This window comes from Kitasatospora sp. NPDC002522, from assembly GCF_053595195.1.
Genome location: NZ_JBSFXE010000040.1, coordinates 53,212 through 68,398 on the forward strand (window position 1 = coordinate 53,212; position 15,187 = coordinate 68,398).

Annotated in this window: 8 protein-coding genes and 1 rRNA gene; 3 read left to right on the forward strand and 6 right to left on the reverse strand. The window is 72.4% G+C overall.

Annotation, left to right across the window (positions count from 1 at the left end; genetic code table 11):
• Position 1: 1 nt before the first annotated feature.
• The 4 genes from ACWD4U_RS27930 to ACWD4U_RS27945 form a co-directional block, all read right to left on the reverse strand.
• Positions 2-859 (reverse strand): helix-turn-helix domain-containing protein, encoded by an 858-nt coding sequence (locus ACWD4U_RS27930; RefSeq protein ID WP_363458300.1) that lies wholly within the window; start codon positions 857-859, stop codon positions 2-4.
• Positions 860-1,019: 160 nt separating this feature from the next.
• Positions 1,020-3,677, reverse strand: a complete 2,658-nt coding sequence (locus tag ACWD4U_RS27935) for a DNA translocase FtsK (RefSeq protein WP_363458297.1) — start codon at positions 3,675-3,677, stop codon at positions 1,020-1,022.
• Between the two features lie 122 nt (positions 3,678-3,799).
• On the reverse strand, positions 3,800-4,435 hold the full coding sequence (locus ACWD4U_RS27940) for a response regulator (RefSeq protein ID WP_363458380.1): 636 nt from the start codon (positions 4,433-4,435) through the stop codon (positions 3,800-3,802).
• Between the two features lie 201 nt (positions 4,436-4,636).
• Entirely contained in the window at positions 4,637-9,112 is a 4,476-nt protein-coding gene (locus tag ACWD4U_RS27945) for a HAMP domain-containing protein (protein ID WP_363458378.1), read from the reverse strand.
• Positions 9,113-9,451: 339 nt separating this feature from the next.
• Here ACWD4U_RS27945 and ACWD4U_RS27950 point away from each other — a divergent pair, with 339 nt between their 5' ends.
• From ACWD4U_RS27950 to ACWD4U_RS27960, 3 genes are all read left to right on the forward strand, one after another.
• A complete protein-coding gene (locus tag ACWD4U_RS27950) occupies positions 9,452-12,154 on the forward strand; it encodes a SpoIIE family protein phosphatase (protein ID WP_449787336.1) in 2,703 nt (900 codons plus the stop codon).
• 260 nt (positions 12,155-12,414) lie between these two features.
• Positions 12,415-12,969 (forward strand): GPR1/FUN34/YaaH family transporter, encoded by a 555-nt coding sequence (locus ACWD4U_RS27955; protein WP_363458291.1) that lies wholly within the window; start codon positions 12,415-12,417, stop codon positions 12,967-12,969.
• Between the two features lie 324 nt (positions 12,970-13,293).
• Positions 13,294-14,106, forward strand: a complete 813-nt coding sequence (locus ACWD4U_RS27960; protein ID WP_363458288.1) for a winged helix-turn-helix domain-containing protein — start codon at positions 13,294-13,296, stop codon at positions 14,104-14,106.
• 22 nt (positions 14,107-14,128) lie between these two features.
• Here the strand turns inward: ACWD4U_RS27960 and ACWD4U_RS27965 are convergent, their stop codons facing one another.
• On the reverse strand, positions 14,129-15,016 hold the full coding sequence (locus ACWD4U_RS27965; RefSeq protein ID WP_363458285.1) for a phosphatase PAP2 family protein: 888 nt from the start codon (positions 15,014-15,016) through the stop codon (positions 14,129-14,131).
• 80 nt (positions 15,017-15,096) lie between these two features.
• A 5S ribosomal RNA gene (gene rrf / locus ACWD4U_RS27970) occupies positions 15,097-15,187 on the reverse strand; the annotation flags it as partial.

The following is a 15,187-nucleotide window of genomic DNA, read 5'->3' on the forward strand; positions in this document are numbered from 1 at the left end:
ATCAGCCCGCCTGCGGGTCGCCGGGGGTGTATGTGAGGTGCACGACCTGCCCGTCCTGACCGGCCGGTCCGAGGTCCTTGCCGTTGACGAACAGGTGGACGGCGCCGGCGTTCCCGATCACCAGGGTGATCTTCTTCGGGTCGGTGAACGTCTGGTCCTGGCCGGCTTCGAGGTTGTTGGAGTACAGCGACTTGCCGCTGCCGTCCTTGGCCGTGACCCAGCTCTTGTCCTTGTCGGCGACCAGCTTCACGGTGACCTTGTCGGCCGGGGCGGCGGCGATCGCGGCGACGCTGGGGGCCGGGGCGGGCGGCTGCGCGGAGGCGGACAGGGTGGCCGCGGCGGAGGCGCCGGAGGGCAGCGGGGCGCTGGCGCTGCCGGGCTGGTTGCCGCCGGAGGACGAGGAGCCGACCAGGTTGTAGCCGATCAGTCCGACCACGGCGACGATCGCCGCGACCATCGCGGCGGTCCAGTTCGGCCGGCGGTGGTCGGTGACCTTGATCGGGCCGGCGTCCAGCAGCTGGCTGGCCTTCGGCGCGGAGCCGTGGCCGTACTCGCCGTCGTAGCGGGCGACCAGGGCCTCGCCGTCGACGCCGACGGCGCGGGCGATCAGCCGCAGGTGGCCGCGGGCGTAGAACGCGCCGCCGCAGCGCTCGAAGTCGTCGGACTCGATGGCGTGCACGATCGGCACCCGGATCCGGGTCTGGGTACTGACCTGGTCGACCGTCAGTCCGGCGTCGATCCGGGCGGTGGCGAGCACCCGTCCGATGCTCGGCCCGTCCTCGCCGGTGCGTTCCGGGGCACCGGAGGCGGGCACGGCGGAGCCGGGAGCTGCACGACGGGGGGTCTTGCCGATGGTCACTGGGCGCGCCTTTCGAGCGTGAGGCCACCTGCTGAGAGACCAGTCTAGGGGTGGTGGCGTAACGTTTCTCAACCGGAGGGGGCCCGAACGAGCCACAGTCGTCGGCCGGAGTTGACGGGTGGTCACCCGGCCGACGCGAGCGTGCTGCACCACCCGTCGGTTACCCGCGCAGAGTAATCAGTACACCGTCGAGTTCGTCGGGTTTGATCAGCACGTCGCGGGCCTTGGAGCCCTCGCTGGGACCCACGATCCCGCGGGATTCCATCAGGTCCATGAGACGGCCGGCTTTCGCGAAACCGACCCGGAGCTTGCGCTGGAGCATCGAGGTCGAGCCGAACTGGGTGCTGACGACCAGTTCGGCGGCCTGGATCAGCAGGTCCAGGTCGTCGCCGATCTCCTCGTCGATCTCCTTCTTCGGCCCGCCGCCGACCACCACGTCCTCGCGGTAGCGGGCGGCCAGCTGGTCCTTGCAGTGCTGGACCACCTTGGCGATCTCCGCCTCGGTGACGAAGGCGCCCTGCATGCGGACCGGCTTGGAGGCGCCCATCGGCAGGAAGAGCGCGTCGCCCTTGCCGATCAGCTTCTCCGCGCCGGGCTGGTCCAGGATGACCCGGGAGTCGGCCATCGCCGAGGTGGCGAAGGCCAGCCGGGACGGCACGTTGGCCTTGATCAGGCCGGTGACCACGTCGACCGAGGGCCGCTGGGTGGCCAGCACCAGGTGGATGCCCGCGGCGCGGGCGAGCTGGGTGATCCGGACCACCGAGTCCTCGACGTCGCGCGGGGCGACCATCATCAGGTCGGCCAGCTCGTCGACGATCACCAGCAGGTACGGATAGGGCGTCAGTTCCCGTTCGCTGCCGAGCGGGGGCTGCACGGTGCCGGCCCGCACCGCCGCGTTGAAGTCGTCGACGTGCCGGAAGCCGAAGGCGGCCAGGTCGTCGTAGCGCATGTCCATCTCGCGCACCACCCACTGGAGGGCCTCGGCGGCCTTCTTCGGGTTGGTGATGATCGGCGTGATCAGGTGCGGGATGCCCTCGTAGGCGGTCAGTTCGACCCGCTTGGGGTCGACCAGGACCATCCGGACCTCGTCGGGGGTGGCGCGGATCAGCACCGAGGTGATCAGGCAGTTGATGCAGGACGACTTGCCGGCGCCGGTCGCGCCGGCCACCAGCACGTGCGGCATCTTCGCCAGGTTGGCCATCACGGTGTGGCCCTCGACGTCCTTGCCCATGCCGACCACCATCGGGTGCTGGTCGTCGGCGGCGGCGCGCGAGCGCAGCAGGTCGCCGAGGGTGACCATCTCCCGGTCGCGGTTGGGGATCTCCACGCCGACCGCGGACTTGCCGGGGATCGGCGAGATGATCCGGACGTCCGGGGTGGCCACCGCGTAGGCGATGTTCTTCGCCAGCGCGGTGATCCGCTCGACCTTCACGGCCGGGCCGAGCTCCACCTCGTAGCGGGTGACCGTCGGGCCGCGGGTGAAGCCGGTGACCCGGGCGTCCACCTTGAACTCGGAGAACACGCCGGTGAGCTGGGCCTTCACGTCGTCGTTGAGCTGGGTGCGGACCTTGGCGGGGGCGCCGCGCTCCAGCAGGTCGAGCGGGGGCAGCGAGTAACCGACGCCGCCCGACAGCTGGAGCTGTTCCATCCGGGCGGGGGCGTCGCCGTGGCCGTCGGGGGCGTCCGAGGCGCGCGCGGCGGGCACCTCCGGCGTCCACGACTCCTCGGGCGGTGCGCCCGTGGTCGAATCCGGCACAGCGTCCTTGACCTGGCCGAGCATGCTGGCCACCGCGGGCGAGCCGGGCACCCCGTACAGCAGGGCGCCGTCCAGGTCGGCGGCGACGCCGGCGGCCAGGTCGCGGGTGGCGTACGGGTCCTTGTCGAAGGAGACCGGCGCGGCGGCCGACTCGGCCGGATCCGACTTGCGGCGGCGGCGCCGGCGGCGGGCGGAGAGCTCGTCGTCGTCGATGGTGATCGGCAGCGCGTCCGGGTCGGCGTCCTCCGGCGGGGCGGTGGAGTAGGCGCGGCCGCCGGAGGACACCGCGCCGTCGGGCAGCGGCTCGACCACGCCGAGCCGCACGCCGACCTGGCGCAGCCGGTCGGGAATCCGGTTGACCGGGGTGGCGGTGACCACCAGCAGGCCGAAGAAGGCGAGCAGCAGCAGCAGCGGGACGGCCAGCGGCGGGCCGGCCGCGGCCATCATCGGGGTGGACGCGGCCCAGCCGAGGATGCCGCCGGCCTGCCGGATCCGGGTCGCGCCGGTGCCCATCGCGGGCGCCCCGCAGCCGATGTGGACCAGGCCGAGCACGCCGACCACCAGGGTGGTCAGGCCGATCGCGATCCGGCCGTTGGCCTCCGGCCCCTCGGGGTGGCGCATCAGCCGCACCGCGACCGCGAGGAGCAGGAACGGCACCAGCACGTCGAGGCGGCCGAACAGGCCGGAGACGACGTTGGTGGCGGCCTCGCCGAGCCAGCCCTGCGGGCTGAACCAGGTGCCGGCCGCGGTGACCAGGCCGAGCGCCAGCAGCAGCAGCGCGACGCCGTCCTTGCGGTGGTCGGGGTGCAGGTTGCGGGCGCCGTGGCCGAAGCCGCGGAAGACCGCGCCGACCGAGTGCGCCACCCCGAGCCAGACCGCGCGCACGGCGCGGAAGAGTATCGGCCGGGGCGGGGGCGGCGGCGGGGCGGCGGTCTTCTTCGCGGCCGCCTTCTTCGCCGGCGCCTTCTTGGCGGGCGCGGCGACCTTCTTCGCCGGTGCCTTCTTGGCCGGCCCGGACTTGGCGGTGCGTGCGGCGGCGCTTCCGGGCGATCGTGTGGCCATGGGACAGCAGCCTACCGGCGCACCCCTGCGCCGGACATGCGCGGGCGCACTTCGGCGGGTTGTGTCGCCGACGCGCCGTCAGGCTGCGCGATATCACCCGGACGGGCGGAGCCGACGACCCGTCAGCTACTGCCGGGACGCAGCGCCTCCAGCGCCCGGCGCAGGCCGGCCAGCTTGCGCTCCAGGTGGGCCGCGGTGGCCGCGGCGCCGCTGTCGGCGGCGGCGTCCAGCTGCTTGGTCAGCGCCTCGGCCTGCTCCTCGACGGCGGCCAGCCGGGCGGACAGCTCGCCGAGCAGCGCCCCGCCGATCGCCGGGCCCTCACCGGCCTCCAGCTCCAGCCGCAGCAGCGCCGCCTGCTCCTTGAGCTGGCAGTTCTTCATGTAGAGGTCGACGAAGACCGAGACCTTGGCGCGCAGCACCCACGGGTCGAAGGGCTTGGAGATGTAGTCGACCGCGCCCGCCGCGTAGCCGCGGAAGGTGTGGTGCGGGCCGTGGTTGATCGCCGTGAGGAAGATGATCGGGATGTCCCGGGTCCGCTCGCGGCGCTTGATGTGCGCGGCCGTCTCGAAGCCGTCCATGCCGGGCATCTGCACGTCCAGCAGGATCACCGCGAAGTCGTCGGTGAGCAGCGCCTTGAGCGCCTCCTCGCCGGACGCGGCGCGCACCAGGGTCTGGTCGAGCGCGGAGAGGATCGCCTCGAGTGCGAGCAGGTTCTCCGGCCGGTCGTCGACCAGGAGGATCTTCGCCTTCTGCACCAGGACCCGCCCTCCTGCCGGTTGTTTCCCGAGGGCGGACACCAGTGCGTCGCCCCTCACTACCCCGGTCATGCTAGCCGTACCCCCTTGCCTGCCACAGGCCCGGTGCCGGCCGTCACCGTCCGGTCACTGTTGGCAACGACGGGTGACCCTACCGGGTTCCCGGCCGGGGCCGCCAGCGAGGGCGCCCCGGGCGGGCGGCGGTTACCCGACGGGGAGGTGCTGGCGCATCACCGCCAGCAGGTGGTCGGTCTCCACCGGTTTGGTGATGTGGTCGGTGGCGCCGGCCTGCAGGCTCTTCTCCCGGTCGCCCTTCATCGCCTTGGCGGTCAGCGCGATGATCGGCAGCCCGGAGAACCGCGGCATCCGGCGGATCTGCTCGGTGGTCGCGTAGCCGTCCAGCTCCGGCATCATGATGTCCATCAGCACCAGGGCGACGTCCTCGTGCTGCTCCAGCATCTCGATGCCCTCGCGGCCGTTCTCCGCGTACAGCACGGTCAGGCCGTACTGCTCCAGCACGCTGGTCAGCGCGAACACGTTGCGGATGTCGTCGTCGACGATCAGCACCCGCTCGCCGTCGAAGCGCGGCGGGACGCCGGGCGCCGGGCGGGCGTCGCCCTGCCGCGGGACGGTCTCCTCGGCCTGGCGCGGGGCGTCCTCGGGGCGGGTGGCGCGGCGGCGTTCGGCGGTGCCGCGGCGGCGCTCCTCGACCAGCTCGCGGGCCTCCTGGGTCCACTGCTCGGCGGGGGTGCGCTGGGGCTCGGCGGCGGCGCGCGGGGCGCCCGCGCGCTCCAGGGTGACCGGCTCGGGGCCCTCGCTGCGCAGCGGCAGGTAGAGCGTGAAGGTCGAGCCGACGCCGAGCTCGCTGCCGACGTGGATCTCGCCGCCGAGCAGCCTGGCGATCTCCCGGCTGATCGACAGGCCCAGGCCGGTTCCGCCGTACTTGCGGCTGGTGCCGCCGTCGGCCTGCTTGAACGCCTCGAAGATCTCCCGCAGCTTGTTGCCGGGGATGCCGATCCCGGTGTCGGCGACCGAGAAGGCGATCAGCAGCTCGTCCGGGTCGTCCATGGTGCCGGACTCCAGCAGTTGCTCGCGCACGTGCTGCGGGACCTCGTCGCCGCCCACCGGACGGATCATCAGCTCGACCGCGCCGGCGTCGGTGAACTTCACCGCGTTGGACAGCAGGTTGCGCAGCACCTGCTGCAGGCGCTGCTCGTCGGTGTGCAGGGTGACCGGCAGGTCCGGGGAGACCCGGACCGCGAAGTCCAGGTTCTTCTCCACGGTCAGCGGGCGGAACGCCGCCTCCACGTAGTCGACCAGCTGCACCAGGGCGATCTTGGCCGGGCGGACGTCCATCTTGCCGGCCTCCACCTTGGACAGGTCGAGGATGTCGTTGATCAGCTGCAGCAGGTCGGAGCCCGCGCCGTGGATGGTCTCGGCGAACTCGACCTGCTTGGCGGACAGGTTGCCCTCGTTGTTGTCGGAGAGCAGCTTGGCCAGGATCAGCAGCGAGTTGAGCGGGGTGCGCAGCTCGTGCGACATGTTGGCGAGGAACTCGCTCTTGTACCGGGAGGCCAGCGCGAGCTGCTCGGCGCGCTCCTCCAGGATCTGCCGGGCCTCCTCGATCTCGCTGTTCTTGATCTCGATGTCGCGGTTCTGCTGGGCGAGTTGCTCGGCCTTCTCCTGCAACTCCTCGTTGGTGCGCTCCAGCTCCTCCTGGCGGGCCTCCAACTCGGCCGATCGCATGGAGAGTTCGGCGGTCAGGCGCTGGGACTCGAGGAGCAGGCCCTCGGTCTTGGTGTTGACCGAGATGGTGTTGACGGTGACGCCGATCTGGTCGGCGATCTGGTTCAGGAAGTCCAGCGCGACCGCGGTGAAGCTGGAGAAGGTGGCCAGTTCGATCACGCCGAGCAGCCGGCCCTCGAACAGCACCGGCAGCACCACCACGTGCGCCGGGGAGGACTCGCCGAGGCCGGAGGAGATCTTCAGGTAGCCGGGCGGGGTCTCCTTCAGCACGATCGGCCGCTTCTCCACCGCGGCCTGGCCGATCAGGCCCTCGCCGAGCCGGAAGGTGGTCGGCATGGTGCGCCGGTGGTAGCCGTACGAGCCGATCAGCCGCAGCACGATGTCGTTCTCGTCGTCGTCCTCGGTGACCAGTTCGGCGGTGCGGCCGGCGGGCTGGGCGAGGAAGAACGCGCCGTGCTGGGCGGAGACCACCGGGGTGAGCTCGCTCATGATCAGCGAGGCGACCGCGGACAGGTCGCGGCGGCCCTGCAGCAGACCGGACATCCGGGCCAGGTTGGTCTTCAGCCAGTCCTGTTCCTTGTTGGTCCGGGTGGTCTCGCGCAGGTTGGCGATCATCTGGTTGATGTTGTCCTTGAGCTCGTCGAGCTCTCCGGACGCGTCCACGGTGATGCGGGGCGACAGGTCGCCGCGGGTCACCGCGGTGGCGACCTGGGCGATCGCGCGGACCTGGCGGGTCAGGTTGTTGGCGAGTTCGTTCACCGACTCGGTCAGGTCCTGCCAGGTGCCGGCCACGCCGGGGACGCGGGCCTGGCCGCCGAGCCGCCCGTCGGTGCCCACCTCGCGGGCGACGCGGGTGACCTCGTCGGCGAAGGCGGAGAGCTGGTCGACCATCGTGTTGATGCTGGTCTTGAGCTCCAGGATCTCGCCGCGGGCGTCGACGTCGATCTTCTGCGAGAGGTCGCCGCGCGCGACCGCGGTGATGACGAGCGCGATGTTGCGGACCTGGCCGGTGAGGTTGTTGGCCATCAGGTTGACGTTCTCGGTCAGGTCCTTCCAGATGCCGGCCACGCCCGGCACGCCCGCCTGACCGCCCAGGATGCCGTCGGTACCGACCTGGCGGGCCACCCTGGTCACCTCGACCGCGAAGGCCGACAGCTGGTCGACCATCGTGTTCAGCGTGTCGGCCAGCGCCGCGACCTCGCCGGCCGCGTCGATGGCGATCTTCTTCGACAGGTCGCCGCGGGCCACCGCGGAGGCGACCTCGGCGATGTTGCGCACCTGCGAGGTCAGGTTGGACGCCATCAGGTTGACGTTGTCGGTCAGGTCGCGCCAGATGCCCGAGACGCCGGAGACCCGCGCCTGACCGCCCAGGATGCCGTCGGTGCCGACCTCGCGGGCCACGCGGGTCACCTCGTCGGCGAACGCCGACAGCTGCTCCACCATGGTGTTGACGGTGGTGACCAGCTCGCGGATCTCGCCCTTGGCGTCGACGGTGATCTTCTTGGAGACGTCGCCGCGGGCCACCGCGGTGGTCACCTCGGCGATCGAACGCACCTGGCTGGTCAGGTTGTTGGCCATCAGGTTGACGCTGTTGGTGAGGTCCTTCCAGGTACCGGAGACCCCCGGCACACTGGCCTGGCCGCCGAGGATGCCCTCGGTGCCGACGTCCCGGGCCACCCGGGTCACCTCGTCGGCGAACGCGCCGAGCTGGTCGACCATCGTGTTGATGGTGTTCTTCAGCTCCAGGATCTCGCCGCGCGCGTCGACCTGGATCTTCTGCGACAGGTCGCCCTTGGCGACCGCGGTGGTCACCTGGGCGATGTTGCGGACCTGGGACGTCAGGTTGTTCGCCATCGAGTTGACGTTCTCGGTGAGGTCCTTCCAGACGCCCGCCACGCCCGGCACCTGCGCCTGGCCGCCCAGGATGCCCTCGGTACCGACCGCGCGCGCCACCCGGGTCACCTGCTCGGCGAAGCCCGACAGCTGGTCGACCATCGTGTTGATGGTGTTCTTCAGTTCGAGGATCTCGCCGCGCGCGTCGACCTCGATCTTGCGCGACAGGTCGCCCTTGGCGACCGCGGTGGTCACCTCGGCGATGTTGCGGACCTGCGCGGTCAGGTTCGCCGCCATGAAGTTCACCGAGTCGGTCAGGTCGCGCCACACGCCCGCGACGCCCGACACCTGCGCCTGACCGCCCAGCCGACCCTCGGTGCCCACGTCGCGGGCCACCGTGGTGACCTGCGCGGCGAAGGAGTTGAGCTGGTCCACCATGGTGTTCACGGTGTTCTTCAGCTCCAGCATCTCGCCGTCCACGTCGACGGTGACCTTGCGGGAGAGGTCGCCGCGGGCCACCGCGGTGGTCACCTCGGCGATGTTGCGGACCTGCGCGGTCAGCCGGCCCGCCATCGTGTTGACCGAGTCCGACAGGTCCTTCCACGAACCGGAGACGCTGCGCACCCGGGCCTGCCCGCCGAGCTTGCCCTCGGTGCCGACCTCGATCGCCACCCGGGTCACCTCGTCGGTGAACTCGCTGAGCTGGTCGACCAGTCCGTTCACGGTCCGGCCGACCTTCAGGAACTCGCCGCGCAGCGGGTAGCTCGCGCCGGTCGTGTGCACCGAGCGCAGCTCCATGCTCTGCGTCAGGTCGCCCTCGGCGATCGACGACAGCACCCGGCCGACCTCCGCCATCGGCCGCGCCAGGTCGTCGATCAGCGCGTTGCAGTTGTCGACCGCCGCCATCCAGGCGCCCTCGCCGACCCCGGTCTCCAGCCGCTCGGACAGCCGGCCCTCCCGGCCCACCGCCCGCCGCACCCTGGCCAGTTCACCCGTCAGGTGCTGGTTGCGCTCGGCCACCTCGTTGAAGACCGCGGCGATCTCCGCCAGCAGGCCGTCGCCGGGAAAGGTCAGCCGGCGGCGGAAGTTGCCGTCCCGCATCGCGGTCAGCGCGGCCAGCAGCTTGCGCAGCTCCGCGGGCTCCGCGCCGCGGCCCGGACCCGAGCGGCGCCCGCCGGCCCGCGACGGCGGCGCCGACCGGCTGCCGCGCGCCGCAGGCGTCGTCGTCGTACCGGAAACGTCCTTGGTCGCCGAACTCAACGGGGCCCTCCCAGCTCATCACTGTTCACCGCCGCGGAAGGACCGGCGACCGGCCCGCCGCTCCCGCGCCGCGTACCCGGCCACCCGGAGGCGGCCCACGGCACACGGACCCCCCAGTGTGACAGCACCTGCACCCGGTGACGGGCCGGTTGCCCAGGGTTTTCCAGGTCGGCGACGAAAGTGGTGAACGAAATCACCCCCTGGGGCTTGTTTCAGGTCCCCGGGCCCACTGGGTACCAACCGGAAAGTAGGGTGGAGGGCCGCACCGGGCCCCAGCACGCCGCCCGGGGGACCAGACAGACACCGGACCAGAGCAGAGGAGACGTGGCCGTGGTCACCGCGCGCGCAGCCGCCACCTTCGAACCGGTCGACCGGTCGGCCGCCGCTGCCCGCGGCTTCGTCCGGGACGCCCTGCTCGGATGGGACCTGCCCGAGGTCGTCGACGACGCCGTCGTGCTGGTCAGCGAACTGGTCACCAACGCCGTGGTGCACGCCGGCACCGCCGCCGAGGTCGCCTGCCTGCGCGAGGACGAGACCGTCCGGATCGAGGTCACCGACCGCCACCCCGAACGCGGCCTGCCGTCCTTCGCCAACGTCACCCTCAACTCCGACCGGTACGCCGACCCCGACGGCGAGGGCGGCCGCGGCCTGCTCATGTGCTCCGCACTGTCCAGCAGTTGGGGCGTCGAGTACGCGGCCGGCCGGAAGACCGTGTGGTTCCGGCTCGCCCTGGCCGAGCAGCAGCCCGGCACCCGCTACGCGCTGCCCAGCCTCCCCGGCGGCGAACTCCCCGCCGCCGACGGCCCGGTCCGCGTCGCCGTCGTCCAACTCGACGAGCACGGCCGGGTCCGGCACTGGAACGCCGACGCCGAAGCGCTCTTCCAGCACCCCGCCGACGCCGTCTTCGGCCGTCCCTGGGCCGAGTTCGCGATCTGGCCGCAGACCCCCGGACTCGGCCTCGGCGACACCCTGCGCCTGGCCCGCTGGGAGGGCAGCTACACCGTCCGCACCACCGACGACGTGGTCCGCCCGGTCTACGGCGCGCACGTCCGGCTGCGCGACAGCGACGGCGTCCCCACCGTGCTGTGCCTGCTGGTCCGCGAGCAGGACCGCGCCGTCCTGCGCAGCCCCGGCACCAGCGTCGAGACCACCGCCACCGCCGTCGAACCGCTCGATCTGCTGGTCGGCCCGGTCTCCCCCGACGACCTCTCCAGCCTGCTCCAGCGCATCGTCGAGCGCGCCCGCGACCTGCTCGACGCCGACGCCTCCTACCTGCTGCTCACCAGCGAGGACGAGACCGAGTTCGAACTGCGCGCCGCCACCGGCCTGCCGGGCCCCACCCGCCGCTTCGCCCGGCTGCCGATCGACGCCATCGGCGCCGGCCGCTACGACTCCGCCCGGCTGCCCGCCGTCCACGAGGACCTCGCCGTCCGCCCGGGCAGCGCCCCGCTGCTGGCCGACACCGAACTGCGCTCGCTGATCACCGTCCCGCTCAAGGTCGAAGGCCGCCTCACCGGCTCCCTCGGCGTCGCCGCCGCCCAACCCGGCCGCTACGACAACGAGGACGCGCTGCGCCTCCAGTTCGCCGCCGACCGGATCGCCCTCGCCCTGGAGAGCGCCCGGCTCAGCGAACTCGAACGGCTGCGCCGCGGCTCGCTCTCCTTCCTGGTCGAAGCCTCCGACCTGCTGGCCGGCACCCTCGAACACGAGCAGACCCTCGCCCTGATGGCGCAGATGGCCGTTCCCACCCTCGCCTCCTGGTGCGCCGTGTACACCACCGCCGACACCGCCGGCGGCGCCGAACTCGCCTTCGTCCTGCACGAGGACGAGGACCGCATCGACCCGCTGCGCGCCCTGCTCGACAAGACCGCCGCACCCGACCCGGTCCGCAGCCCCGGCGCCCGCCCCTGGGCCGCCCCCGCCGAGACCGCCCGCGCGCTCGGCCTCGCCGACAGCCCCGAACTCGCCGGCCTGCTCGGCGAGACGGTCGTACTGCCGCTCTCCGCCCGCAACCGGGTCATCGGCCTGCTCGTCCTCGGCGCCCGGTACGGCGTCAGATTCCGCCAGGAGATCCTCGAACTCGGCGAGGACCTGTCCCGCCGCGCCGCGCTGGCCCTCGACAACTCCAGGCTCTACTCCGAGCGCACCGCCACCAGCCAGGCCTTCCAACGCGCCCTGCTGCCGCCCGAGTTGCCGAAGATCCCGGGCGTCGAGGTGGACGTCTTCTACCAGGCCGCCGGCGAGGGCAACGAGGTCGGCGGCGACTTCTACGACCTCTTCCCGATCCGCGAGGGCACCTACGGCTTCGCCATCGGCGACGTCTGCGGCACCGGCCCCGAAGCCGCCTCCGTCACCGGCCTGGCCCGCAACTCCCTGCGCCTGCTGGCCCGCGAGGGCCTGACCGCCCCGCAGGTCCTCACCCGGCTGAACGCCGCCATCCTCGACGAGGGCAGCCGCGCCCGCTTCCTCACCCTGCTCTACGGCGAACTCACCCCGCGCGAGGACGGCTCCACCACCCTCTCGCTGGTCTGCGCCGGCCACCCGCTGCCGCTGCGGCTGCGCACCGACGGCCAGGTCGACCAGGCCGCCTCGCCCCAGCCGCTGCTCGGCGTCATGGACGAACTCGACCTCACCGCCGAGGAGTTGGTCCTCGCCCCCGGCGAGGTCCTGCTCTGCGTCACCGACGGCGTCACCGAACGCCGGGAAGGCCGCCGGATGCTCGGCGACGAAGGCCTGATCGAGGTCCTCACCGGCTGCGCCGGACTCACCGCCGGCGCGGTCGCCGCCCGGGTCCACCGCGCCGTCGAGCGCTTCGCCCCCGAGCCGCCGTCCGACGACATGGCGATCCTGACGCTCCGTATTCCGACCCAGCGTCAGAACTAGTCACGGTTTGCTCACACTTGCTCATTCTGCGTGATTCACAAGGGTACATAGCGGCTGGGCTGGGTACACCGTAAGCACCGGGGGCTTCCACCCCGGAAGGGCACCGACCAGCGGCTGAGCCGCGAGGTCGCTCACTCCACCGCAGCCGCCGCACCCCCCCTTCTTCGGTGCGCCCACGGCCCGGTCGCGCGCAACTCTTCGCACACCCACCCTTCAGGGCTACCTCGCCATGCCCTGGCGCAGAGTGAAAGGAGCCTCCGGTGAGCAATGAAGCCTCCGGGGCGAACGCCCGATCCGCAGACGCGGGTCCGCTCGGTTACCTGGCCCTCGGTCTGACCCTGCTGGCCTACGGCCTGCTCGGCACCGGCATCCTCAGCGGCACCTCGGCCGGCGGCGCCGGCACGGTCGCCCACCTGGTCGGCGGCGTGACGCTGTTCATCGCCGGCCTCTGGCAGTTCCGCGGCGGCGACCGCTTCAGCGGCACCGCGTTCACCGCCCTCGGCGCGTTCTGGGCCGTCTGGTCCGGTGCCGGCGCCGCCAACAAGAACACCGCGGGCCTGTTCCTCCTCCTGTGGGCGCTCCTCGCGCTCACCCTCACCGCAGCCTCCTGGGGCTCCGGCCTCCTCGCCCGCGCCGTCTACGGCCTCCTGACGGTCTCCCTGGCGCTCAGCGCCATCGGCGTCCTCAGCGAGACCAGCGGCTGGGGCAAGGCCGGCTCCTGGGTCGCCGCGGTCTCCGGCCTGGCCGCCTGGTACTGGGCCACCGCCACCCTCACCGGCGGACGCTGGGGCCGGGTCGAACTCCCGGTCAAGTAAGCGCCCCACCCCCCGAGGCCCGGACGCCACCCCCACGGCGCCCGGGCCTCCGGGCGTCCCGCGACCGTCGAACACTCCCCACACCCCACTCCCGGGCCCCCAACCCTCCGCGTCCCCTGATCCACCCCCAGAACCCCCTCCCGCGATCGCCGCCCCCACACCCCGCCTCCCAACAATCCCCCCCTCCCCCTCCCCCTCCCGCGACTGCCGCCCCCACCCCAAGACCCCCACATCCCACCTCCCAACAATCCCCTCCCTCCCCCTCCCACGATTGCTACTGTCTCGTTCGGAGGCGACCGGAGGCGGCACATGGGGCACTGGCAGGTGAGCACGGAAACCCCCGCGGCGTGCCGCTTCGCACTCTCACCGCTGGTCGAGACCATCGCCACCGTCGGCATCCTCGCCGAGATCCGCCCCGAGCCGTGGCGTCGCGCCTGGCTCGCCGCCCACCAGCCCGCCTTCCTGGAGCGCCTCGACGCCCACCCCCCACTCGCGGACTGGCTCGCCACCCGCCAAGCCGCCACCTGGCCCGCCGAGTTGCCCCTCCCGCCCCCCGGCCCGGACGACGACGCGCGCGAACCCGACTTCACCCGGCTCCGAGCGACCCGCGGCTTCGCCGAACTCCTCGAGTGGACCTGGCAGCACGTCGTCCGCCCCGACTGGCCGCACCGACGGCACGCCTTCCGCGCCGACATCGCCGCCCGCACCCGGCACGCCGCCACCCACGGATGGCCCGCCGCGCTCCCGGACGTCGCCCTGCCCACCGGCCAACCCGCCGTCACCGAGCTGCTGTTCATCCCGTGCAGCGCCCGTCACGGCTGGCTCGTCCGGGACACCCACGCCCGCGTCACCGTGGTCTACCCGACCTCCGCCGGACCCGTCCCCACCCCGCGCACCCCGCCCGCCAGCCTCGGACGCCTGCTCGGCGCCGCCCGCGCCGAACTGCTGGCCGGCCTGGACCGTCCGCGCGACACCGCCCAGTTGGCCACCCTCACGGGCCTCAGCCCCGCGGCGATCGGCGACCACCTCAGCATCCTGCTCGACGCCCGCCTGGTCGCCCGCGCCCGCTCCGGCCCCGCCAGCCGGTACTACCGCACCGCACTCGCCGACGCCCTGCTCTCCGCCCAGCCGGTCTGAGCTCCACCCCCGGCCGTCGGCCTCAGTGCTTCACCGAGCGCCGCTCCGGCCTGGAGCCCTCCGTCGGCCACGCCACCACCGGCTCGGGCCGGACGTCGTCCTGCCGCCACCCCGAGGACGCGAACTGCACCAGGTACACCACCAGCAGGATCGCCAGCGCCACCAACCCGTCCGCCCAGAAGTGGTTGGCCGTCACCACGACCACCCACACCGTCGCCACCGGGTGCAGCACCACCAGCCAACGCCACGGCCCGCGCGCCACCGTGATCACGGCCACCGCCACGATCACGCACCACGCCACGTGCACCGACGGCATCGCCGACAGCTGGTCCGCCACCACCCCCGCCACCGCGGTCCCGTACACCGACTGCCCGTACTCCGCCGCCAGGTCCACGAACCCGTTCCCCGGCAGCATCCGCGGCGGCGCCACCGGGATGAACTGGACCAGCAGACACACCGCCGTCGTCAGCACCACCGTGGTCCGCACCCACCCGTACCGGTCCCGGTGCCGCAGGAACAGCCACAGCAGGACGACGAGCATCACGCCGAAGTGCATCGTCGCGTAGTAATAGTTCGCCGCCTTCACCACCCACGGGTACGGCATCACCGCCCGCTGCCACGACGCCTCGTCCGGGAACCCGAGCGACAACTCCGTCCGGTGGATCCACTCCCCCCGGTCCAACGCGTTGTCCGTCCCCACCAACGACAGGTGCCCCACCACCTGCCACAGCGCGAACAACGCCAGCAGCGTCCCCGCCTCCCGCAGCACATCCGCCGCGACCGCCGCCCGCCCCCGCCCCGCCTCCGCGCCGGCCCGCCGAGCACCCACCCGCCTGACCGCGAACGCCGCACCGTACAGCGCCACGGAGGCACCGGCCGAGGTCTGCCACGTCAGCGTCAGGTTCTGCATTGGCGAAGGGTATCCGGTGGCACCCGCACAACGCGAAGAAGCCCCCCGCCTGAAAGGCGGGGGGCTTCTTCTGAATGATTGTTCGGCGGCGTCCTACTCTCCCACAGGGTCCCCCCTGCAGTACCATCGGCGCTATGAGGCTTAGCTTCCGGGTTCGGAATGTAACCGGGC

Bases quoted from the DNA above. Each gene is read 5' to 3' on its own strand.
- ACWD4U_RS27935 (WP_363458297.1), bottom strand. From the start codon at position 3,677: ATGGCCACACGATCGCCCGGAAGCGCCGCCGCACGCACCGCCAAGTCC.
- ACWD4U_RS27945 (WP_363458378.1), bottom strand. From the start codon at position 9,112: ATGCGGGACGGCAACTTCCGCCGCCGGCTGACCTTTCCCGGCGACGGC.
- ACWD4U_RS27965 (WP_363458285.1), bottom strand. From the start codon at position 15,016: ATGCAGAACCTGACGCTGACGTGGCAGACCTCGGCCGGTGCCTCCGTG.